Raw genomic sequence first — 22,421 nt, 5'->3', positions numbered from 1 at the left:
TTGAAATATACAGAAATAATGGTTCGTTATGGTGAATTATCGACCAAAGGAAAAAATAGAAAATCATTTATCATGCAGTTGGCTGCAAACGTGAAGCATGCACTAGGCAGCTTTCCGGCAATTAAGATTCATGCAGATCGCGATAGAATGCATCTATTATTAAATGGTGAGGATAGTACACAAATCATACCTAAGCTAGAAAAGGTTTTTGGCATCCAAAGCTTTTCGCCAAGTATTCGTGTGGATCGTGAGTTTTCGGTTGTACGTTCTGCGGTACAGGAAATTATCAAAACTATTTATCAAGAAGGCATGACTTTCAAGATCACAACGAAACGCTCCGATCATACATATGAGATGGATTCTAATGAGTTGAATCGTGAATTAGGTGGAGCTGTGTTTGAAGTCTATCCGGATATTCAAGTGCAAATGAAGAAACCAGATATCAATATCCGCGTTGAAATTCGTAGAGAAGGAGTCTATCTGTCTTACGAAACAATTCTGGGTGCTGGCGGCTTACCTGTAGGAACCAGTGGCAGAGGTATGTTGATGCTTTCCGGTGGTATCGATTCTCCGGTAGCGGGATATTTGTCTATGAAACGTGGCGTTGAAGTCGAAGCCGTACATTTTGCAAGCCCTCCTTATACAAGTGAACAAGCTTTGCAAAAGGCAAAGGATTTGGCTGGAAAGCTGGCACCATACTCAGGAAGTGTTCAGTTTATCGAAGTGCCATTCACTGAAATTCAGGAAGAAATTAAACGAGTAGTGCCTCAAGGATACTTGATGACTGTGACGCGCAGATTGATGCTTCGCTTGACAGATGCGCTGAGAGAACAACGAAATGGTTTGGTGATTATTAACGGTGAATCTTTAGGACAGGTTGCATCTCAAACCTTGCAAAGTATGGTAGCAATTAATGAAGTCACTAGCACACCAATTATTCGTCCTGTTGTTTCAATGGATAAGAATGAAATTATTGAGATTGCTGAACGAATCGATACCTTTGAACTGGCAATTCAGCCTTTTGAAGATTGCTGTACGATTTTTGCACCGCCTCAACCAAAAACAAGGCCAAAGCTGGAAAAGACACAAGCTTATGAAGCACGTCTTGATCTGGAAGGATTGATGGCTCGTGCGCTCGCCGGGATTAAAGTTAGTGAAATAACAGCAGATAGTCAGACAGAAACCGAGGAAGATTTTTCTGATTTGCTTTAGGTAGACAAAAACAAGAACTGAGGGAAATATTTCCCTCAGTTCTTTGTTTTTTTACAGTCATTCTTCAGCGAAATGTTTCAACTGTTAATGAGGATTTTTCTAATGAAATTGTCTTTTTTGTAAAGAAAATCACTTTTTTTCACAAAGTGATTGCTGTATTCTTCGGCAGATGGTACACTAGAATGTGAAATAATTAACAAGGAGAAGTAAAATGGAAATATTGGCAAATGAAAAGAAAATACCTAAAGCAACAGCTAAACGCCTACCATTATATTTGCGCTATTTGAAGATGCTCGACGATTCGAGTGTTGTCCGAATCAAGTCCAGAGAATTCAGTGAAATCGTCCAAATTCCACCGGCGACAATCCGTAGAGATTTTTCTCACTTGGGTGAGCTTGGTAGAAGCGGTTATGGCTATGATGTTCCTTATCTGATTGAAGTATTCAGTAATATTTTGAATACGCAAGAGGAAAAACGAATTGCGTTGATTGGCTGCGGGAATCTTGGTCGAGCGTTAATTAGGAACAATTTTAGACGGAACGAAAACCTGAATATTGTTTGCGCCTTCGATAGTGATGAACAAATTGTTGGGGAACAAGTGAATGACATCTGTGTGCAGCCGATGGATCAGCTGAGGAAGATGATCGAAGAAAATGGTGTGACAGTAGCAATTTCTACGGTTCCCAGCAAGTATGCACAAAAGGCGATCGATGAAATTGTTGATGCCGGAATTACTGCAATCCTGAATTTTGCACCGGACAGAGTGACAGTTCCCAACCATGTTAACGTACAATACATTGATCTAACAACAGAATTACAGACGTTGATTTACTTTGATACGGCGTTTTCAAAGTAGGCAGTTTCTTTGAGTTCTGAAAATGGTTCCACTATACTTAATTATGAATCCTATTAAGCAAACGCTCGTTTGATTATGTTGAGTGAAATAGCGTTATGGCAGTAGGAAAATAAAGTAGGATTTATATGATGTGGAATATAGGAGGAGCTTATTATGATCGTAACAAGAAAAGGGCAAGCATTAGAATTAGCAGGACAACAACCGGAGATAGGAAGTTTAGCACCTGAATTTACGTTGAAAAACCTGGAGGATCAGACAATCAGTCTTTCCGCGCTTAAAGGACAGCCGGTCCTAATCAGCGTGGTTCCGGATATTGACACTAGGATTTGTTCATTGCAGACAAAACGCTTCAATCAGGAAGCTGGTGCTGTTGATGGTGTATCATTCTTGACGATTTCAAATAATAGCAAAGAAGAGCAAAGCAATTGGTGCGCGGCTGAAGGTGTTGACATGGAGATGCTTCGTGATGAGGCGAACACATTTGGAGAGGCATATGGTCTGTTTATTCCTGAAATGGGACACTTGGCTCGAGCAATTTTTGTTATTGATAAAGAAGGTGTGCTGGTTTACGAAAGAATCAGCCCGGAAATTTCAGAAGAACCTGATTATAACGAAGCGTTAGAAAAGGCAAAAGCATTACGTTGAACAAACGGAAATTGACAATCTGATGGCTTCATTGTAAAATGCGTTATAGGAATTCAACGGGGTGTCTTATTGTTCATTGAAAGACATATTTTGAACACGCACCGTTTAATAAAATAGACAGAGAGCAAGAGGAGTACTGTCAGCGGGATTTTTAGAGAGAAAATCGGCTGGTGAAAGATTTTACGATCCTGACAGGAAGGTAGCTTGTGAGTCAATCATTTGAACAATTTTCAGTAGGGTGGTTCGAGTCGTGATCGTTATCTCACGTTGAATGAAGAGGTAATTGATTTATTTGATCAATTACAAATTAGGTGGTACCGCGTAGTATTTACGTCCTAAAACAGCAACTGTTGCTGTTTTAGGACTTTTTTTATTACCCAAATTTGATAGAGCAGGAAAAGAAAGAAGGAGATAGAGATGCCGGAAGAAAATAATTTACCCACAAAATATCAACCAACTGAAATCGAACAAGGCAGGTATCAGAAGTGGTTGGATCAAGACTTATTCAAGCCTAATGGAAATAAGGAGGCAAAACCTTATTCAATCGTTATTCCACCACCAAATGTTACTGGAAAGCTTCATTTAGGCCATGCTTGGGATACTGCATTACAGGACATCATCATTCGTCAAAAGAGAATGCAAGGCTATGATACCTTATGGCTGCCGGGAATGGACCACGCCGGAATTGCGACACAGGCAAAGGTAGAAGAGAAGTTGGCTGAACAGGGGATTTCTCGTTATGATCTAGGGCGTGAAAAATTTGTGGAACAGGTATGGGAATGGAAAGAGGAATATGCTTCTCATATCCGTGAACAATGGGCAAAAATGGGCTTGTCATTAGATTATAGTCGCGAACGCTTTACCTTGGATGACGGGCTATCTGATGCGGTACGCAAGGTTTTTGTAAAGCTCTATGAAAAGGACTTGATTTATCGCGGGGAATACATTATCAACTGGGACCCGAAGGCTAGAACAGCCTTATCTGATATTGAAGTAATCCATAAGGATATTGAAGGTGCGTTTTATCATATGAGCTATCCGTTGACGGATGGTTCAGGAGTAGTGGAAATCGCAACGACTCGTCCAGAAACGATGCTTGGAGATACAGCGATTGCGGTTCACCCTGATGATGAGCGTTATCAAGAGTTGATCGGTCAGACTGTAACGTTGCCATTAATGAATAAAGAGATACCGATTATTGCAGATGAGTATGTAGACATGGAGTTTGGGACAGGCGTTGTGAAAATTACACCAGCTCATGATCCGAACGACTTTGAAGTGGGAAATCGTCACGATCTGCCAAGAGTAAATGTGATGAATGATGACGGCAGCATGAACGAGCTGGCAGGGAAATATGCCGGAATGGATCGTTTTGCGGCACGTAAACTGATTGTTTCTGATTTGAAGGAAATGGGTCGTTTGATTAAAATCGAAAAAATGAATCATAGCGTTGGCCATTCAGAGCGTACAGGCGTTGTCGTAGAGCCGCGTTTATCGACACAATGGTTTGTTAAAATGCAGCCGCTAGCAGAAGAAGCCATCAAAAATCAACAATCAGATAACGCTGTAGAATTTTTCCCTGAGCGATTCAATAACACATTTGTCCGTTGGATGGAGAATGTTCATGACTGGGTAATTTCACGTCAATTGTGGTGGGGACATCAAATCCCAGCGTGGTACCATAATGAAACTGGGGAAATGTATGTTGGACTGGAGGCTCCGGCAGATAGTGAAAACTGGACTCAGGACAGCGATGTATTGGACACTTGGTTCAGCTCGGCGCTATGGCCATTTTCAACAATGGGTTGGCCGGATGAAGCAAGCAGTGACTATCAGCGTTACTTCCCAACAAGCACATTAGTCACAGCCTATGACATCATTTTCTTCTGGGTAAGCCGGATGATCTTCCAAAGTCTTGAGTTTACAGGGGAGCGCCCATTCCAGTACGCTTTGATCCACGGTTTGATTCGTGATGAACAGGGCCGTAAGATGAGTAAATCGCTTGGCAATGGGATCGATCCAATGGATGTCATTGAAAAATATGGCGCGGATGCTTTACGATGGTTTTTATCGAATGGTTCAGCACCGGGGCAGGATGTTCGTTTTAGCTATGAGAAAATGGATGCAGCGTGGAACTTCATCAATAAAATCTGGAATGCCAGTCGCTTTGTTATCATGAATATCGAAGGGATGACTGTGAAAGATATTGACTTCAGTGGGGAGAAATCAGTTGCAGATCGCTGGATATTGACACGCTTGAACGAAACAATCGAACGCGTAACAGAGCTATTTGACCGTTTTGAATTTGGGGAGGCAGGTCGTCAGTTGTATAACTTTATCTGGGACGATTTCTGTGATTGGTATATCGAAATGAGTAAAGAAATCCTTTATGGAGAAGATGAAGCAGCGAAGCAAACGACGAAGAGTATTCTTGTTCATGTTCTGGATAATATTTTACGTCTGTTACATCCAATCATGCCGTTTGTGACGGAAGAAATCTGGGAGAAAATCCCTCATGAAGGCGTATCGTTAGTCGTAGCGGATTATCCAGTGGTTCAGTCAGAATATTCCGATGAAGAAGCGGCACAAGGGATGGAAGTATTGAAAGAAGTGATTCGTTCTGTTCGAAATATTCGTGCAGAAGTAAATACACCATTGTCTAAGCCGATCACGTTGTTGATCAAAACAACAGATCCTGCGATCGACCGTTTCCTAATTACGAATAAAAACTATATTGAGCGCTTCTGTAATCCGGAAGAACTGACAATTAGTGGAGATATCACTCCTCCTGAATTAGCGATGTCGGCCATCTTGACGGGCGTAGAAATTTATCTGCCTCTTGCAGGGTTGATCAACATCGAAGAAGAAATTGCTCGCTTAGAAAAAGAGCTGGCTAAGTGGGATCAGGAAGTGAAGCGAGTACAAGGTAAACTGTCTAATGAACGCTTTGTTTCAAATGCACCAGATGATGTGGTAGAAGCAGAGAAGGAAAAAGAAAAAGACTACTTGGAAAAACAAAAAACTGTCCGTGAAAGAATCGAACAGCTGAAAACAATCGGATAATCGTATTAAAAAATAGAGGGAACAGGGTGACACTAAAATCCTGTTCCCTCTATTTTTTTTATCGTGCGTCAGCACTTCTGCATTTCTCTTTTTTTCTTTACACGCAGCCAGTATTTGAAAAGCACGAAGCCGACAAGTGTAGAGAGTGTGATCAGACCGCCAGTATAGAAGCTGACAGATTGATAGACCATCGCAATCGAGTAGGTTCCTTCTTTCAAGGGGATGGCCATGAGATTGCCGACCACTTTGACTTGCTCTACTTTTTCACCATTTACTTTGATCAACCAGTTTTCATCATAAGGAACAGAAAGGTACAATAACTGTTTCTCTTGTTTGACAGAGATATTTCCAAACAGCTCGCCCTTTTTCGTCCAACGTAGATCAATGGCTTTTCGTTTCTGTGTATCAACCAATGAATCAAAGGCAGCCTGATCTAAGGTAGCCAACTCCATACTTTGTAGCTTTAAGTTTTTCTTACTGGTAAGCACCAATTGGATAGGTTCATCTTTTTTGAAATAGCCCAAATTAAAGAGCTGATTGGTTTTAATATAGACATTAGGCTTGATTACTTTGCCATTAATGGTAAAGCTTTCTATAGATGACCAACGCATTTTTGGTAGGTGAAAGTACACTTCGCCATCAGCAGTTGGCGTCATATTAAGCTCATAGCTCTTTTTATCCTCTGCTACTTGTTCGGATATTTTTTTTGTTGTTTTAAAATAGTTATCAGGATTCGATTTGATTGCTTGGAGTAGCTCTTCTTGATTTTTGAGCGGCTTGTCTGTAATCAGATCGACCTCAGAAAATTCCTGTGGAACAAGAAATCCCATACCGATCGCTTCATTATTTTTGTAAATCGTTGTGTTCCCAACGGTATCGACAGTTTCTCTAAAGTTATTTTCAGTTGGTGAGAGCTGATAAGGAACATTTAGAAGAAAATTTACCACCTGAGAATCATCCACATAGCCGATCCGTCGATCATTTTTTTGATAAAGCCCCAAAGCATTCAAGCTATCCTGCGTTTCTGAATGTAAAGTAGAGGTGTAGCTTGAAATTCCGGCGTAACCATAAAGAATCGAATCGTTATATCCGTTGTTCTTCTCGGCATAGCCTGCATCTTCAGAGACGATCGTTTGCTTGATTCGAAACAGATCCTCTCCTTCTATAATAGCTAAGGCTTGTTCTTGCTCTTTGTAAGTACGTTCAAATGCTGACTGATTACCGAATGGGATTGCCTTAAGAGAAATCCAATAGTTTCCTCCAAGCTCAGCAAATACCAGCAAGCACAGCAGAATACTTACATATTTTTTCTGGGGATGTTGTTCTTCGTTCATTTTTCTGTGATTGAATAAATAGTAATAGAGCCAAATGAGCAGCAGACTGATTGCTGCGTAACTATAGGATAAAACGAATTCTTGATAGAAGAAACCAAGGAAAATATATCCCGCACCCAGACAGAGAGTGTAAACAATCGGTGCCTTTAAGGGTAGCTTCTCTCCATCCTTCAATCGTAAAAAGGCTTCATATGCAAACTTGATAATCAAAAAACTGAAGATAAATGTGTTACGATAAGGGAAGCCTGCCGGACTTTGAAACATATGCCAGATTGTATTGATCAGCTCCAACCAGAAGCTTGCAAAGAGAAAGAGAACCAAAAAGAGCGTCAGTTTTTTCTCTTTTTTAGGAATCGAATCTAACATAAAATAGGTTAGAAATAATAACAGGATTAAGATACCTGAGAATACTGTAGGTAAATGCGAAAGACGTAAATCAAAATCAACGGTTCCGATACCGAATTGAGAGAAGAAGGACGGTCCGAATTTTGGCAAAGGCATAAATGTTGAGAGATTGAAATCGGTTTTCTTTGTCTGCAACATTCCTTCCAGTGCAGGCAATAAAATGAAGCTTGTGGATATACCCGAAAACAAAGACGAGATAAAGAAAATTTTTCCTTCTTGGATAAATCCTTTGATCGATGGTGCGGCGCTTTGTTTGATGTATAAGTAGATGCTGTAGCCAACAGCAAAAATACAGACCATATAGCCCATGTAATAATTCGTAAAGATGGATAGAAACAGAATCGCGACATAAAGCGTGACCTTTTTTTCATACCAAAGTTTTTGAAGACCGATCGCTAATAAGGGCAATAGAATCAGGATATCCAACCACATAAAATTAATGCTGTAGGCTGCGACGAAGCCACAAAGGCTGAAGGCTGTGGAAAAAATCCATGTAAATGCCGAGACATCTGTATAGGTTTTTTTCAGATAGTAGAACATGGAGCCGCCAATACAAGTAATTTTAAGCGTGATGATCCAGACAATAGCGATTGGCAATTCTTCATAAGAAAAGAACAAAGCGAGTATGTTGAAAGGACTGAGTAAATAATAAGAGCTCAGTGGAAAAATCGTATCTCCGATCCCATTAGTAAAAGAATAAAAGGTTAGCGTACCTTCTTCAACGAATCGTTTAAAGTTATTTAAAAAAGGTAGGTATTGACTGCCTAAATCGCTTGCCAATAGATTATTGTCTCCAAAAGGAGCGACGCCTAGAAGTGACCAAATAACAATCACGATAGTAAATGGGATCAAAAAGCTCCCTATAAGCAGGCCGGTTTTCTTTTTATTCATGTTCTCACCTCGTAATAACCATTTTTATTAGTAGTTTCCAAATAATTTCAAGCAAAAGTGTGTATTTTCTAGTTAAAGTATGACTATGGAGTAACAGAGAAACAAAGTATTTTCAACCATTGACTGGCGGGAGTTGCTTCCTAGTAAGTGTAGTGTAGCATACTACGGAAATTTTCTGCAAAATTTAGCTGGTTTTAATGTAAGTATTCATTGTATCAATTAGTAGTGTACGCATGACGTATATTGACATCTGTTATTTTATCATACCGCCTTTCTAAATATAGCAAGACAAAGAGACATTGCTGTTTTTCGTCTAGAACTTAACAGATTCTTTAAAAATCATTTTTATGAGAGAAAGTTTTTGTATGCACTGCCGCTGATTTAAAGTGAGAATAAAGTGGCTTCTTTTATCGTTTCTTTCAGTAAACTATCTTTATTAGTGAAATCAAGGATGGCTTTCGCTATAATAAGAAGTGCGAGGTGACGAAGATGTCGATGAAAGTAGAAGAAGCAATCGAATGGATACACAGCCGCTTGCCGTTTGGTTCAAGACCAGGGCTGGAACGAGTAGTGGCATTATTAGAGCGTGTAGACGAACCACAGAAGAAAGTGCCGACGATTCATGTAGCTGGCACAAATGGAAAAGGGTCAACGGTAACCTACTTGCGTTGCTTGCTAGAGGAAGCAGGTCTAAACGTTGGAACCTTTACGTCTCCTTACATAGAAGCCTTTAATGAGAGGCTTGCAGTAGATGGACAGGGAATCGCAGATGCAGAATTGATTCATTATGTGGAGAAATATCGTCCTTTAGTTGAGGAAATGGATAAAGAAGAGGCAATCAGCGGAATCACAGAGTTCGAAACATTAACAGCTATGGCATTCGAGTTTTTCTTGGATAAAAAAGTGGATGTAGCAATCATTGAAGTCGGGCTGGGCGGGTTAATGGATAGTACGAATGTTGTTGAGCCGATGTTAACGGCAATTACAACTATTGGAATGGATCATACTGATATTTTAGGAGAAACAATAGAAGAGATTGCTTTTCAAAAGGCTGGCATCATCAAAGAAAAGATTCCCGTTGTTACTGGAAAAATTGAGAAGGAAGCATTAGCTGTTATTGATGCGCAGGCGAAAAAAATGTCAGCGCCTGTCTATCATTTTGATGAGGCCTATACGGTTAAATACCTTCATTTTGATAAAGAATGGGGAGAGGTTTTTTCGTTTACAGGGGAGAACGGAAAAATAGAAAAGCTGAAAACACCATTATTAGGGCAGCACCAGACAGAAAATGCTGGGGTGGCGATCGAGTTATTTTATGTGTATTGTCAACTCACAGGTCAGCCATTTCAAGCTCGAACGATACGGCAAGGATTGTTGAAGGCACAATGGCCGGCGAGAATGGAAAAAATAAATGATGAACCAATGATTGTTCTTGATGGCGCGCACAATGATCATGCAGTTCAGCGATTAGCAGATAATTTGAAGAAGGAGTTCAAAGGACGTACAATCCATATTCTTTTCTCCTCTCTTTCGACAAAAAATGTAGACCAAATGATTCAGTTGTTGAAACGGGTGCCGAATGTCCATCTTTATTTGACTACTTTTGATTATCCGCGAGCTGTTGAGTTATCGACGCTTGAAAAATATGCAGATAAGAAAACAGAGATTGTCTCTTTATGGCAGTTTGGGCTGGGAGAAATATTGGAAAAGATGGGTAGCGAGGATATGCTCCTGGTCACTGGTTCTTTATATTTTGTTTCCCAAGTAAGGGAGCTATTACTAACAATAGGAGGAAGTAATGAAAAAATTTGATGGTGTCATTTTTGATATGGATGGGCTTTTATTTGATACAGAGCTGATTTATTATCAATCTTCACAGAAAATTGCAGACAATATGGGGTTCCCTTATTCTAAGGAGCTGTACCTACAATTTTTAGGTGTTTCTGATGAAGAGGTGCAAGAAAACTATCACCAAATATTCAAGGAATACGGAAGAGAAAAGGTAGAAGAGTTCATTCAGCGTTCTTATGCAGATACGCTCGAAGCTTTTGAAGCTGGGAGGGTACCAATGAAGCCCGGCGTGATGGAGTTGCTGGATTATCTGGAAGAGCAACGCATACCTAAGATGGTAGCCTCAAGCAATGTTCGTCCGGCAATTGAGCTATTGTTGACCAACTCTGGAATTATTAACCGTTTTGAAGGGATCGTATCAGCTGAAGATGTTAGTCGTGCGAAGCCTGATCCAGAAATTTTTCGAAAAGCAGCGAGCTTTCTAAAGACAGAACCCCAAAAAACACTGGTTTTAGAAGACTCCTCGCACGGAGTTACAGCGGCTTATAAAGCTGGAATACCAGTAATTATGGTTCCTGACTTACTACAGCCGGACGAAGAGCTCCGAAGCAAAACCTTGCAGGTGTTCGACAGTTTGATTGAAGTCCCGGCATATCTAACAGAATAGGGCAGCTGGTAAACTTTTCAATCACATTCTAATAAAACAAGCTCTCCTTTGCGTATGTTACTAATGAATACGTAAAGGAGTTTTTTTATGGAAAAGCGAAAATTATTTATCAACGAAGTACCGGAAGACTGCCTTCCGCGGGAACGGCTTGAAATGTTTGGTGAAAAAGCACTCTCCAATCAGGAGCTGTTGGCCATTTTGTTGCGGACAGGCTCAAGAGAAGAAAACGTCATGGCGCTCGCGTCAACTGTCTTGAATCATTTTCAGCATTTGTATGAATTGAAAAATGCAAGCTTGCATGAATTAATGATCCTCAAAGGAATTGGAAAGGTCAAAGCGATCGAATTGAGAGCGGCGATTGAGTTTGGCTATCGACTGCAGCAAAGTAGTCAAGTGAAATTTGGCAAGATATCCTCAAGCTATCAAATTGCTCAGAACTTGATTTATGAATTAAGGGATTTTCAACAGGAACACTTGGTTTGTATCTATCTGAATACCAAGAATGAAGTAATTCGTCAAGAAACAGTGTTCAAAGGTTCACTCAATCAAAGCATTGCGCATCCAAGAGAGGTATTTAAGGGAGCAGTCAAGTACTCAGCGGCTCGAATCGTGCTTGCACATAATCACCCATCTGGCAACCCAACGCCTTCTCAGAGCGACATCAACTTTACTCTGCGAATGCAGGAATGTGGAGAAATGATGGGCATCGAGGTACTGGACCATATTATTATTGGACAAGAAAGCTATGTCAGTATGCGGGAAGAGAACTTTTTAAGCGGAGAGAATTAGATTTCTTGCAAAAATAAAAGGTCGCGTGTAAAATGAATTTGTAATCTTGTTTGGGACAGTATAGAAGTTTGGTTAAATAAAACCCTCTATCGTACACGGGCAAAGTTACAATTATTTCAGTGCTTAAGCACGAGGAGGAACAGTAATGGAACAAGGAACAGTAAAATGGTTTAACGCAGAAAAAGGGTTTGGATTTATCTCTCGTGAAGATGGAAGCGATGTTTTTGTACACTTCTCAGCTATCCAAGGAGACGGATTCAAAACATTAGAAGAAGGTCAACCTGTAACTTTTGATGTAGAAGATTCAGATCGTGGCCCTCAAGCTACAAACGTTGAAAAACAATAATTTGCCCATTCGAAACATCCGGCTGTGTGCTGGGTGTTTTTTTTGTTTTGGTGGTGAAGCATCTGTTGACAAATCTATTTAATTTTACATAGCATAGAGAACTTCGTTTCAAGCCTCAAGAAACTCGTTTTTTAACAGTAAAGGCTCAATATGCATTTCAATGCTGGAATATCTTTTTTTATTTTGGATAAATGAATTGATTTCAAAAAATGTGTATGAATTTCAATTATATAATGATTTATTTTAACTTTTATTAATTAGATGATACAATGGAGTTGTGTCTTGTTTACAAAATGAGTTAAAACTATTATTGGCAGAGATTTTGTCAAAGGGGGAAAATCATGAAAAAGAAAAAAATCGTTGGTTTCTTAGGTTTGAGTTTCATATTGGTAGGTGGTATTTATAGTGCAATGACCGCTACAGCAGAGGAAAACGGGATTAAGAGTGAGGTATCTGAACAGTTGGAAGCGGATACGAATTCTCAGGCAATTGCTAAAGTGAAAACGAGAAAAGCACGACAGATGTCATCAAGTCCGATACTCTCTGCAACAGAATACCAGCAGGTTCTTCAGCTGCAATCAGAATATAGAGCAATCTATGACAATTTACCAACTGGAGAAAAATTTATTACTGCACCAGTAGTGTCAGCTGTAAATGGCTATGCCTTAGGTACTTTTAAGACAGAACAGACAAAAAGTATCGAAGAGATTGTGAACTTTTATCGTAAACTGTCAGGAGTAGAAGCCGTTCCTTATTCAAAGGCTTCAGAGGTTATTGCTCAACAAGGATCGATCGGCATGGCAGCTGTACAGACACAATCTCATTATATTTATGACAACTTCTCAAAACCAATTGGGATGACAGAGGAATTTTGGAGCGCTGCTGGAGAAGGCGCAAAGTATTCTAATATCCATTCTTCATTAGCAGAACAGACGCTTGAACATCATGCCAATGGGTTTATGGTAGATTATGGTGTAAATAATAAGCAGGCGGGACACAGAAGAGGGATTTTGGGGTTAACTGCAACAGATTTTGGTGTTGGTTATGCTCAATCTGAGGAAGTAAAGGCGACGGGCTCTAATTATTTTACTGCTTTATATGTAGGATCAAGTTGGGCTGCTTTCAGTAAATACAGTACAGATACCATCAGTCATTGGCCGGCAGAAGGTGTATTTCCCTATGAAATGTACAATGCAGAGAACCCTTACAATACAGATTATTATAAGAATAATACGAATGCTTCGATAAAAGCCAAACACGAGAAAAATATGCGTTGGAGTATCTACATGCACCAAAACAACCAATATCTTCCAGCGGATGGTATCAAGGTTTATTTGACGGATAATGATACAGGGGTTACAACAGAGATGGTGAACGATTCAAATGGTGGTGAATTGACAGTTGCTGATGTTACTTCTAGTTCTGCTGTGAATAGAGGCTACGATACAATCGTCTTTAGACCAAACAATTCATACGAAGTGAAGAAGGATACCGTGTACACGGTGAAGGTTACAGGAATTGAACGAAATGGCCATACGGAAGAGTATCAGTACAATACCCGTTTTGTGGGGATGTACGATCAATATGAAGGCGAGCAGGTTGCTGTAACAGGAGTGGAAGTCACTGCACCTATGGCAGAAATGATGATTGGTGAAACACAGCAATTGGTGGCAACAGTCAAGCCTGAGCTTGCCAGCAATAAAAAAGTGAATTGGAGCAGTTCAAATACAGAAGTGGCAAGTGTTTCTGTAGATGGGATAGTCACAGCTAAGAAAAAAGGGTCGGTTCTTATTACTGTAACGACTGAAGATGGTGGGAAAACGGCCCAAGCGACAATCAATGTTCTTGAGACGTATCCGGATATTAGTAAAATCACGATTGTAAGACCGGAGAAAAATATAGTGTATTTGAATGGCACGATGCAATTAACTGCGACACTTGAACCAGCCAATGCAAACAAAGAGGACCTCGTATGGGAAAGTGCAAACACCCAAGTAGCAACCGTCACAAATGGATTAGTGACAGGTAAAAAGAATGGAATCGTGACGATCACTGCTAAATCTGTAAAAAATGGAACTGTTAAAGACAGTTATCAAGTAGTTGTGACAAATAAGGACAACAAGACGTATTTAATAAAAACCGTAGGACAGACGATTACAGACACCTTTGATTATGGAGCAGCAACAGAGTATTTCAGCGGGAATGAAGAGTTGTGGTATGGTTCACATTATACAACTGGAAGTAAAGGAATGTATCGAATGACAGCACCAGAAGCAGGAACCTATCGCCTTTCGATGACTGTTGATCTGGATAATCCGGATACGGTGGCTTATGAGCGAGAATATGGCGTTTATAATGAGTTTTTTGATATGTTTGCTAAAAATCCGGATGGTAGTCTAGCTCAGCTAAACAGTATTTATTATAGTGTGAACATCGATTATTACACGGCAGCAAACGGTTGGACGTCCAATAGTAAGGTGTTGAAATATCATCCGGATGACACAGTGATAGAACTAGCAAAGAATGAAACGATTTATTTTGAAGTATATGCTCGTTCGCGCGTATCGAATGACACCTTTTGGATCAATAATGGGAAGTTGAATTATGAACATGGAGTTTATATGGGAACACCTTTTGAATTTGTAATGACAAAGGAATAACCATCTAATTGAAATATTCTATTTAGACTGGACCAACATGCATACTGTTTGCTGTTGACTCAGTCTATTTATATTGTTGGCACTATAAAGTAGGGTATTAGCTGAAATCTACACCTATTTTAGATAGCAAAAAAGCATGAGACCCATTTCGTCTCATGCTTTTGGTTTCTAATTAACCGTCATAATCATTGGTAAGATCATCGGGTGGCGTTCTGTTTTCTCAAACAGATACGGCTGTAAGGTCGCTGTGATTGCTTCACATAATTTCGCTTCAGTACAGTTGCTGTCCTTTAAGGCATCACGCATGGCGTGGAACAATAAACGTTGGCCTTCATTGATCATATCGCCAGATTCACGCATGTAGACAAAACCGCGAGATAAGATATCCGGACCAGCTTGAATTTCTTTATTTTTGATGTCTACAGTTGCGACAGCTAAAACAAGACCTTCCTCTGATAGGATTCTGCGGTCACGTAAAACGATATTTCCAATATCTCCTACACCATTTCCATCAACATAAACATCACTTGCATTGAAGTGACCGGCTGAACGTGCGCTGTCAGCTGTTAAGGCAAGAACATCCCCGTTTTCCATGATGAAGCAGTTTTCTTCTGGAACACCAACATCATTTGCCAGAGAGGCATGAATTTTCAGCATTCGGAACTCTCCATGTACGGGAACAAAATATTTTGGCTTCATGAGACGAAGCATCAATTTTTGTTCTTCTTGTCCACCATGACCGGATGTATGGATGTTATTGATTTTTCCGTGAATGACTTTTGCGCCTGCTTCTGAAAGCAGGTTGATCAGACGATTCACACTGGTTGTATTTCCAGGAATCGGCGAGCTTGAGAAGACGACTGTATCACCGGGTTGTACAGAAATCTGTCTGTGCGTCCCGTTCGCGATTCGACTCAAAGCAGCCATAGGTTCACCCTGAGAACCTGTACATAGAATCATGACTTCGTTTGCAGGAAGCTGATTCAATTGAGAGGCATCGACAAATGTTCCTTTTGGTACATTGATGTAGCCTAAACGCTCGCCATTAACGATCGCGTTCTCCATACTGCGTCCAAATACAGCAATTTTTCTACCTGTGCGAACAGCTGCTTCTGCTGCTTGCTGCAGTCTGAATATATTGGAGGCAAAGCTAGCAAAGATGATTCTGCCGTCTATTTTTTCAAAAATCTTTTTGATCGAGCTGCCGATCGTTTTTTCAGATTTAGTAAATGTTGGAATTTCTGCATTTGTACTGTCTGAAAGCAGACATAGTACGCCTTCTTCACCAATTTTTGCCATTCGATGAAGGTTAGCTGGTTCGCCAACAGGTGTGAAATCGAACTTGAAATCGCCTGTGGCAACAATATTACCAGAAGGTGTTTTTACAACGACCCCTAAAGCATCTGGAATACTGTGTGTGGTTCTGAAAAAGCTGACAACTGTTTTTCTAAAACGAATGACTGTATCCTCATTGATTTCATGAAGCTCTGCATCGCGTAGTAAGCCATGCTCATCAAGCTTATTCGTGATAAGCGCAAGAGCCAAAGGGCCTGCATAAATAGGAATATTTGCCTGACGTAACAGGTAAGGCACACCACCAATATGGTCTTCGTGGCCATGGGTGATGACCAGTGCTTTGACTTTTGATAAATTTTGAATGATATAACTGTAATCTGGAATAACATAGTCGATCCCCAGTAAATCATCTTCAGGGAATTTGATTCCTGCATCAATCAGAATGATTTCATCCTGAAATTGTACTCCATAGGTGTTTTTACCGATTTCGCCTAGTCCGCCAATACCGAAGACGCCGGTTTCATTGTTTTTAATATTTACTTTCATAGGTTAAAACTCCGTCAATTTGAAATCCGCATGCTCCTGCTCATAAGCTAAGTGGTTTCCATCAAGCAATTGGACATATTCAATATTATAAGGGGTATTTTCTTCAACGAGTTGGCGAACGGCAACATCACTGTCGCCCTCAACGTAGATAGATTGTGTGTCTTCTCTTTTAGGATTTCTTGTTTTTGTTTCCTGATAGTAAACTTTGTAAATCATAGTAAATTATCTCCTTCTATATGCTTGCGCAATTTTATTGATTTTTTTTAAAATTTGTACACAACAAAATGAGGTGGTTCTCCACCCTGAAAAGTATTTGCCGCCAAAAACATAGAGTTAATGGAGAATGAAGCCTCGTCATTACTTCATTTTATTATGTGTATGATGTAAAAAAACTTCAACCGTCCTGTTTGTTGTTGCTACAACAATTATTGCTATTTTATCATAGAACAATTCAGAAGTATAGAAAGGACTCCTAATATTTATCAGGATCTTTAGAATTAAAACGTAGTTAATCAGAAGGATTTATCCTGTTTTTCCAAATGAAAAAAATCAGATTTTTCTTTTCAGAAAGTTTACCAATCTATTGATTTTATGCTATAGTGGAAGCACTGAGCTAAATTTTGAAGAAGGAGATGATTACTTGAAATTGATGTGGCATTACACAATGAGATATAAGAAATTATTGCTTGCAGATTTCATTTGTGTATTTGGGTTTATATTGATTGAATTGGGGTTGCCGACTATTTTGGCGCGCATGATTGATAATGGTATCCAGAAGAATGACTTTGAGTACGTGAAACAACAAGGCCTTCTAATGATCGGCATTACGATTATTGGTGTTATCATGAATATCATGTTGGGCTATTTCGGCGCAAGAATCACAACGCATATCGTTCAGGATATACGGAATGACCTGTTTGAAAAGGTACAGACATTTTCTCATCATGAGTATGAATCGCTAGGCGTTTCTTCATTGATTACCCGTACAACAAACGACGCATATCAAATCATGTTGTTTATGGGAAATGTATTAAGAACAGGCTTTATGACACCGATGATGTTCATTGTCAGCTTGGTCATGGTTGTTCGGACGAGTCCGTTTCTGGGATTATTCGTTTTAGGTGCATTGCCTATTTTATTGGTTGCAGTGGTGCTGATTGCGAAAATATCGGAGCCATTATCAAACAAGCAACAAAAAAATCTTGATGGAATTAATGGTATTTTAAGAGAAAATCTTTCCGGATTGCGTGTAATCCGGGCGTTTGTAAATGAGAAGTTTGAGGAATCACGCTTCAAAAGAGTGAATGATGATTATACAAGCAGCTCTAAAAGTCTGTTCCGATTAATGGCTGCAGCACAACCAGGATTTTTCTTCTTATTCAATATTGTGATGGTATTGATCATTTGGAATGGTACCTTACAAATTGATGCAGGGAATCTGGCTGTCGGAGATTTGATTGCGTTTATCGAATACATTTTCCATGCCCTGTTCTCGTTTATGTTATTTGCCAGTATGTTCATGATGTATCCACGAGCAGCTGTTTCCGCTCGAAGAATTCAGGAAGCATTCGATATGCAGCCGGACATTAAAGAAAACGAACAAGGCGTAACGGAAACTGAGAAAAAGGGGTATCTGGAATTTAAAAATGTGACCTTTGCTTACCCAGGTCATGCACAGAGTCCGGTAGTTCGAAATGTGAGCTTCACTGCTTCACCAGGCGAAACTGTCGCTTTTATAGGGAGTACTGGTAGTGGGAAGTCGACACTGATTCAGCTGATTCCAAGATTTTATGATACGTCTGAGGGACAGGTATTAGTAGATGGTGTCGATGTAAAAGATTATAGGCTTAGTGCGTTGCGTGAAAAAATCGGCTATATTCCTCAAAAAGCATTACTATTTACCGGAACGATTGCAGAGAATCTGCGTTACGGGAAAGAGGATGCAACGATGGAAGAGATGGAACGTGCTGCAGATATTGCACAGGCTACAGATTTTATTTCTCAAAAATCATTAGGCTTTGATGAGCTGCTCTCTGAAGGAGGTGCGAACTTCTCTGGTGGACAAAAGCAGCGCTTATCTATCGCTCGTGCGGTCATCAGAAATCCGGAAATCTATATCTTTGATGATAGTTTTTCAGCATTGGATTATCAGACGGATGCGAAGCTGCGTGCACGTCTGAAAAAGGAAACAGGTAATTCTACAGTATTGATTGTCGCACAACGTGTGGGGACGATCATGCATGCAGATAAGATTGTTGTTTTAAATGAAGGAAACATTGTTGGAATGGGGACACATAGAGAATTACTTGAGAGCTGTCCGGTCTACTATGACATCGCGGCTTCTCAATTGTCAGAGGAGGAATTAGCATGAAAAATGGACTTTCTTCTATTAGACGTTTAGGAAAATATATCAAGCCTTACAAGAAATCGTTTATCATGGTTATCATTTTTACGATACTGACAGTTGCTTTTAATGCGGCGATGCCGTATGTATCAGGACTTCCAACAACTGAAATTGCGAAAAATCTTTCTCGCGGAGAAGCAGTTAACTTTTCTTATGTATTGCAATGCTTGATTTGGATTTTACTTGTGGGGATCGGCTATTGTGCAGCACAGTTTTTGTCAGGCTATATGATGACAACCGTTGTTCAGGATTCAATGAAAGATCTACGTAGAGATATTGATGAAAAAATCAATCGTTTACCGGTTTCTTACTTCGATAGAAACCAACAAGGGAATATCCTTTCTCGAGTAACGAATGATGTGGATGCAGTGAGCAACGCGTTTCAACAAAGTTTTATCAATATCGTATCAGCAGTTTTAGGTATTTTGATGGCAGCGGGTATGATGTTCTATATCAATGTTCGTCTGGCACTGATTTCTATGATCATGATTCCATTGTCCATTTTCATTTCTCAGACAATCGTAAGAATCTCTCAGAAATATTTTCAAGGGATGCAAAATGCGTTGGGCGATTTGAATGGCTATGTTCAGGAAAACATGACTGGATTTAGTATTTTAAAGCTATACGGTCGTGAAAAGCAGACCTTGGATGGCTTTAAACAAGTCAATCAAAATTTACAAAATTACGGATTCAGAGCGACATTCATTTCTGGTTTGATGATGCCACTTGTGCAGCTGACTGCGTACGCTACGTATATCGTTATTGCTGTTCTGGGAAGTAGAGATGTCATTTATGAAGTTATTGCAGTTGGTCAACTGCAAGCGATGATTCAGTATATCTGGCAAATCAGTCAACCAATGGGGAATATTACTCAGCTTTCTGCTGCGTTACAAAGTGCTTCTGCTGCAACCAAGCGGGTATTTGAAATTCTTGATGAACCGGAAGAAGAAATCAATGAAAAGGATCTGCCATTACCAACACCAGTTGAGGGGAATGTTCAGTTTGACAATGTCAGCTTTAGCTATGATCCGAAAAAACCGTTGATTCGAGGCTTGAATTTTGAAGTGAAAGCCGGACAAACAGTCGCGATCGTTGGTCCTACCGGAGCTGGGAAAACGACCTTGATCAATCTCTTGATGCGCTTCTATGATGTGAATGAAGGAGCAATCAAAGTTGATGGTGTCGATACCAAGCAAATGAATCGAAGCGATGTTCGCTCGATTTTTGGTATGGTTCTACAAGATGCTTGGTTATATCAAGGAACGATTGCAGATAATATTCGTTTTGGTAAATTAGATGCGACGGATTATGAAGTCGTTGATGCAGCTGAAACAGCCAATGTAGATCATTTTATTCGAACCATGCCGGATGGGTATGAAATGGCAATCAATGCAGAAGGGGACAATGTCTCTCTTGGTCAGAAACAGCTTCTTACCATTGCACGGGCAGTGATTTCTGATCCAAAAATTTTGATTCTGGATGAGGCGACTAGCTCAGTTGATACACGTCTGGAAGCGCTGATTCAAAAAGCAATGGATAAAGTGATGCAAGGTCGTACAAGTTTTGTTATCGCCCATCGCTTATCAACAATCAGAGAAGCAGATTTGATTTTGGTAATGAACCAAGGTGAAATCATTGAAAAGGGAACGCATAATGAACTTCTTGAGCAAGGTGGGTTTTACGAGAAATTGTATAACAGTCAATTTGCTGAAGATGGGGATTACGATTAATCATTAAAATTAGAAACTGTTTACAGTCAGACTTTTGAACTGTAGACAGTTTTTTTGCTATAGTCAAACGTGAATGCTTTGCTATACTTTAGTGAGAAGAGAGGGGAAGAACATGAAAGATGAGAATCGCTTTATTGCTGAAAGTGCAGATGTATATGGAACTGTTGAGCTTGCTGAAGATACTAGTATTTGGTATCAGACCGTGCTGCGAGGAGATAATCAACGGATTAAAATAGGGAAAGGGAGTAATGTACAGGATGGAACCGTGATTCATGTGGACCAACATGCACCTGTTCAAGTAGGGGACTATGTGACGATCGGTCATCAATGCATGATTCATGGCTGTGAAATAAAGGACGGTGCATTGATTGGAATGGGTAGTATTCTATTGAACGGTTCGAGTATTGGTGAAAATGCAATGATTGGAGCTGGTTCGTTAGTTACAGAAGGGACTGTGATTCCAGAGGGGGTACTTGCTTTTGGACGACCGGCTAGGGTTGTCCGACCGTTGACGGAGGAAGAAATAGAAAAGAACAGAAGAAACGCTGAGCATTATATAGAACTCGCTCGCAAGCACAAAAATAATATGTTTTCAAAACAGAAGTAATCGCGAATGCAGATTGATCGGAAATTTCGAATCTAAGTGATAGAATCAGAGATAGAGAGGGGCGAGGTTCATGTATTTAAAGATTATGGATCAGGCACAAGAAAAGCTGCTGGCATATATTGAAGAAGGTGCGGTTCTCATTTTAGATTTAGATGATGGTGTAGGAGAATATTCTAAGGTTGGCTATTGCTCTTTGGATACGAGCTTCCGTCTGTTAGTACTGGATAAAGCACAATCTCATAAGGACTATGCTGAATTTTTGGAAAATAATATTGGGGATATCTATATCAAGGATTATTCCAAACGTTATTTAGATGAAGCAATGACCTTAGATTTTGATGATCGTCTACACACCCTACGCCTTAATGGTCCTAGTGGTGTATTGGACAGTAATGTCCCAATCGTTGATTTAAGACCTGAAAAAACTTTGGGTTGAAGAAGAGATAACCAACTAGTTTTATCCATTCATTTGAAAAAAACAGGAGAACAGATACCAAGTCCTAAACACCAGATGAAAATCTATGGGGTGAGTACTTGAAATCTATTCTCCTGTTTCTATTAATCCGGTCGCTTCAGCTCTGTGATGTTATCAATATGGGCATAATTATTACCTGCCAAACGAGCAATAGGTTGGAGAGCCTCTGGAAGGATATATTCTTTTTCGCGATCAAAAATGTCTTCCCTAAAATGGAAAGCCGTTACTTCTGCAATAATTAAATCCGTGATGATATTGCCGTCATGATCCTGTAAAGGAACATGTTGATAAAGAGTTGCTTCCATACGGAGCTTCGCTTTTTTGATTCCAGGAACAGTGACTGATTGACTTGGGACTGTTTCAATATGGTTAAGCAAAAGTTCGCTTTCATCCTCTGGCAATGTGGCAGCTGTCTGGTTCATTTCTGCAAGTACGTCGTCATCAACTATGTGAATAACCATTTCCTGATTCTGCAAGATATTTTTAGCAGTATCTTTCATCTGTCCCTGTCTCCTGAGAACGGCCAAAGTAATCAGTGGCAGTTCGGAAGATGCCGCACTAAAAAAGCTAAAAGGTGCGGCATTAACTACCGAGGATTCTTTGTTCATTGTCGTGACCCATGCGATGGGGCGAGGAATAATACTTCCAGATAAAAATTTATATTGCTGTTTTTTTGAAAGCATATGACTTGAGTAGTGCAACAT

Annotated in this window: 17 protein-coding genes and 1 other annotated feature; of the genes, 13 read left to right on the top strand and 4 right to left on the bottom strand. The window is 39.9% G+C overall.

Translation table 11 applies throughout. From position 1 onward, the window contains the following. The 4 genes from thiI (at position 1) to A5888_RS10390 (ending at position 5,776) form a co-directional block, all read left to right on the top strand. On the top strand, positions 1 to 1,212 hold the full coding sequence (gene thiI, locus A5888_RS10405; protein ID WP_086349771.1) for a tRNA uracil 4-sulfurtransferase ThiI: 1,212 nt from the start codon (positions 1 to 3) through the stop codon (positions 1,210 to 1,212). 211 nt (positions 1,213 to 1,423) lie between these two features. Beyond that, positions 1,424 to 2,068 (top strand): redox-sensing transcriptional repressor Rex, encoded by a 645-nt coding sequence (locus tag A5888_RS10400; RefSeq protein ID WP_086349772.1) that lies wholly within the window; start codon positions 1,424 to 1,426, stop codon positions 2,066 to 2,068. A 153-nt stretch (positions 2,069 to 2,221) separates the two neighbouring features. Next, entirely contained in the window at positions 2,222 to 2,713 is a 492-nt protein-coding gene (gene tpx / locus A5888_RS10395) for a thiol peroxidase (protein WP_086349773.1), read from the top strand. A 111-nt stretch (positions 2,714 to 2,824) separates the two neighbouring features. Beyond that, positions 2,825 to 3,054, top strand: a binding site (T-box leader). 76 nt (positions 3,055 to 3,130) lie between these two features. Continuing rightward, on the top strand, positions 3,131 to 5,776 hold the full coding sequence (locus A5888_RS10390) for a valine--tRNA ligase (protein WP_086349774.1): 2,646 nt from the start codon (positions 3,131 to 3,133) through the stop codon (positions 5,774 to 5,776). 68 nt (positions 5,777 to 5,844) lie between these two features. On the opposite strand, the gene A5888_RS10385 is transcribed toward A5888_RS10390, so the two are convergent. Further along, positions 5,845 to 8,406, bottom strand: coding sequence for a YfhO family protein (locus A5888_RS10385; protein WP_086349775.1), 2,562 nt, complete (start codon positions 8,404 to 8,406; stop codon positions 5,845 to 5,847). A 489-nt stretch (positions 8,407 to 8,895) separates the two neighbouring features. Here A5888_RS10385 and A5888_RS10380 point away from each other — a divergent pair, with 489 nt between their 5' ends. The 5 genes from A5888_RS10380 (at position 8,896) to A5888_RS10360 (ending at position 14,659) form a co-directional block, all read left to right on the top strand. Beyond that, positions 8,896 to 10,218 (top strand): bifunctional folylpolyglutamate synthase/dihydrofolate synthase, encoded by a 1,323-nt coding sequence (locus A5888_RS10380; RefSeq protein ID WP_086349776.1) that lies wholly within the window; start codon positions 8,896 to 8,898, stop codon positions 10,216 to 10,218. Further along, positions 10,205 to 10,864 carry an HAD family hydrolase gene (locus A5888_RS10375; RefSeq protein WP_086349777.1) on the top strand — a complete coding sequence of 220 codons (660 nt, stop codon included), beginning with the start codon at positions 10,205 to 10,207 and terminating at the stop codon, positions 10,862 to 10,864. Before A5888_RS10380 ends, A5888_RS10375 begins: the two co-directional genes overlap by 14 nt. A gap of 87 nt (positions 10,865 to 10,951) precedes the next feature. Then, positions 10,952 to 11,653 carry a RadC family protein gene (gene radC, locus A5888_RS10370; RefSeq protein ID WP_086349778.1) on the top strand — a complete coding sequence of 234 codons (702 nt, stop codon included), beginning with the start codon at positions 10,952 to 10,954 and terminating at the stop codon, positions 11,651 to 11,653. A gap of 145 nt (positions 11,654 to 11,798) precedes the next feature. Next, on the top strand, positions 11,799 to 11,999 hold the full coding sequence (locus A5888_RS10365; RefSeq protein WP_086349779.1) for a cold-shock protein: 201 nt from the start codon (positions 11,799 to 11,801) through the stop codon (positions 11,997 to 11,999). A 341-nt stretch (positions 12,000 to 12,340) separates the two neighbouring features. After that, complete coding sequence (locus A5888_RS10360; RefSeq protein WP_086349780.1) at positions 12,341 to 14,659, top strand: Ig-like domain-containing protein; 2,319 nt, start codon at positions 12,341 to 12,343, stop codon at positions 14,657 to 14,659. A 168-nt stretch (positions 14,660 to 14,827) separates the two neighbouring features. Here the strand turns inward: A5888_RS10360 and rnjA are convergent, their stop codons facing one another. Next, positions 14,828 to 16,501: a ribonuclease J1 gene (gene rnjA / locus A5888_RS10355; protein WP_086349782.1), complete on the bottom strand. Its 1,674-nt coding sequence runs from the start codon at positions 16,499 to 16,501 to the stop codon at positions 14,828 to 14,830. Positions 16,502 to 16,504: 3 nt separating this feature from the next. Continuing rightward, on the bottom strand, positions 16,505 to 16,717 hold the full coding sequence (locus A5888_RS10350; protein WP_086349783.1) for a DNA-directed RNA polymerase subunit epsilon: 213 nt from the start codon (positions 16,715 to 16,717) through the stop codon (positions 16,505 to 16,507). Positions 16,718 to 17,141: 424 nt separating this feature from the next. Here A5888_RS10350 and A5888_RS10345 point away from each other — a divergent pair, with 424 nt between their 5' ends. The 4 genes from A5888_RS10345 (at position 17,142) to A5888_RS10330 (ending at position 21,678) form a co-directional block, all read left to right on the top strand. Further along, a complete protein-coding gene (locus A5888_RS10345) occupies positions 17,142 to 18,872 on the top strand; it encodes an ABC transporter ATP-binding protein (protein WP_086349784.1) in 1,731 nt (576 codons plus the stop codon). Further along, positions 18,869 to 20,635 (top strand): ABC transporter ATP-binding protein, encoded by a 1,767-nt coding sequence (locus tag A5888_RS10340; protein WP_086349785.1) that lies wholly within the window; start codon positions 18,869 to 18,871, stop codon positions 20,633 to 20,635. The genes A5888_RS10345 and A5888_RS10340 overlap by 4 nt, the downstream gene beginning before the upstream one ends. Before the next feature lie 112 nt (positions 20,636 to 20,747). Then, a complete protein-coding gene (locus A5888_RS10335; protein ID WP_086349786.1) occupies positions 20,748 to 21,242 on the top strand; it encodes a gamma carbonic anhydrase family protein in 495 nt (164 codons plus the stop codon). A gap of 70 nt (positions 21,243 to 21,312) precedes the next feature. Then, positions 21,313 to 21,678, top strand: coding sequence for an iron-sulfur cluster biosynthesis family protein (locus A5888_RS10330; RefSeq protein ID WP_086349787.1), 366 nt, complete (start codon positions 21,313 to 21,315; stop codon positions 21,676 to 21,678). A gap of 122 nt (positions 21,679 to 21,800) precedes the next feature. Here the strand turns inward: A5888_RS10330 and A5888_RS10325 are convergent, their stop codons facing one another. Next, a complete protein-coding gene (locus A5888_RS10325) occupies positions 21,801 to 22,421 on the bottom strand; it encodes a flavin reductase family protein (RefSeq protein WP_086349788.1) in 621 nt (206 codons plus the stop codon).

The organism is Enterococcus sp. 9E7_DIV0242, from assembly GCF_002140975.2.
Lineage (GTDB): Bacteria > Bacillota > Bacilli > Lactobacillales > Enterococcaceae > Enterococcus_L > Enterococcus_L clewellii.
This window is presented reverse-complemented; position numbering and strand designations above follow the sequence as displayed.

What these genes read in the sequence shown, in the direction of transcription:
- A5888_RS10400 (WP_086349772.1), top strand. Translation starts at nt 1,424, where the DNA reads ATGGAAATATTGGCAAATGAAAAGAAAATACCTAAAGCAACAGCTAAA.
- tpx (WP_086349773.1), top strand. Translation starts at nt 2,222, where the DNA reads ATGATCGTAACAAGAAAAGGGCAAGCATTAGAATTAGCAGGACAACAA.
- A5888_RS10390 (WP_086349774.1), top strand. Translation starts at nt 3,131, where the DNA reads ATGCCGGAAGAAAATAATTTACCCACAAAATATCAACCAACTGAAATC.
- A5888_RS10385 (WP_086349775.1), bottom strand. Translation starts at nt 8,406, where the DNA reads ATGAATAAAAAGAAAACCGGCCTGCTTATAGGGAGCTTTTTGATCCCA.
- A5888_RS10380 (WP_086349776.1), top strand. Translation starts at nt 8,896, where the DNA reads ATGTCGATGAAAGTAGAAGAAGCAATCGAATGGATACACAGCCGCTTG.
- A5888_RS10375 (WP_086349777.1), top strand. Translation starts at nt 10,205, where the DNA reads ATGAAAAAATTTGATGGTGTCATTTTTGATATGGATGGGCTTTTATTT.
- radC (WP_086349778.1), top strand. Translation starts at nt 10,952, where the DNA reads ATGGAAAAGCGAAAATTATTTATCAACGAAGTACCGGAAGACTGCCTT.
- A5888_RS10365 (WP_086349779.1), top strand. Translation starts at nt 11,799, where the DNA reads ATGGAACAAGGAACAGTAAAATGGTTTAACGCAGAAAAAGGGTTTGGA.
- A5888_RS10360 (WP_086349780.1), top strand. Translation starts at nt 12,341, where the DNA reads ATGAAAAAGAAAAAAATCGTTGGTTTCTTAGGTTTGAGTTTCATATTG.
- rnjA (WP_086349782.1), bottom strand. Translation starts at nt 16,501, where the DNA reads ATGAAAGTAAATATTAAAAACAATGAAACCGGCGTCTTCGGTATTGGC.
- A5888_RS10350 (WP_086349783.1), bottom strand. Translation starts at nt 16,717, where the DNA reads ATGATTTACAAAGTTTACTATCAGGAAACAAAAACAAGAAATCCTAAA.
- A5888_RS10340 (WP_086349785.1), top strand. Translation starts at nt 18,869, where the DNA reads ATGAAAAATGGACTTTCTTCTATTAGACGTTTAGGAAAATATATCAAG.
- A5888_RS10335 (WP_086349786.1), top strand. Translation starts at nt 20,748, where the DNA reads ATGAAAGATGAGAATCGCTTTATTGCTGAAAGTGCAGATGTATATGGA.
- A5888_RS10330 (WP_086349787.1), top strand. Translation starts at nt 21,313, where the DNA reads ATGTATTTAAAGATTATGGATCAGGCACAAGAAAAGCTGCTGGCATAT.
- A5888_RS10325 (WP_086349788.1), bottom strand. Translation starts at nt 22,421, where the DNA reads ATGTTGCACTACTCAAGTCATATGCTTTCAAAAAAACAGCAATATAAA.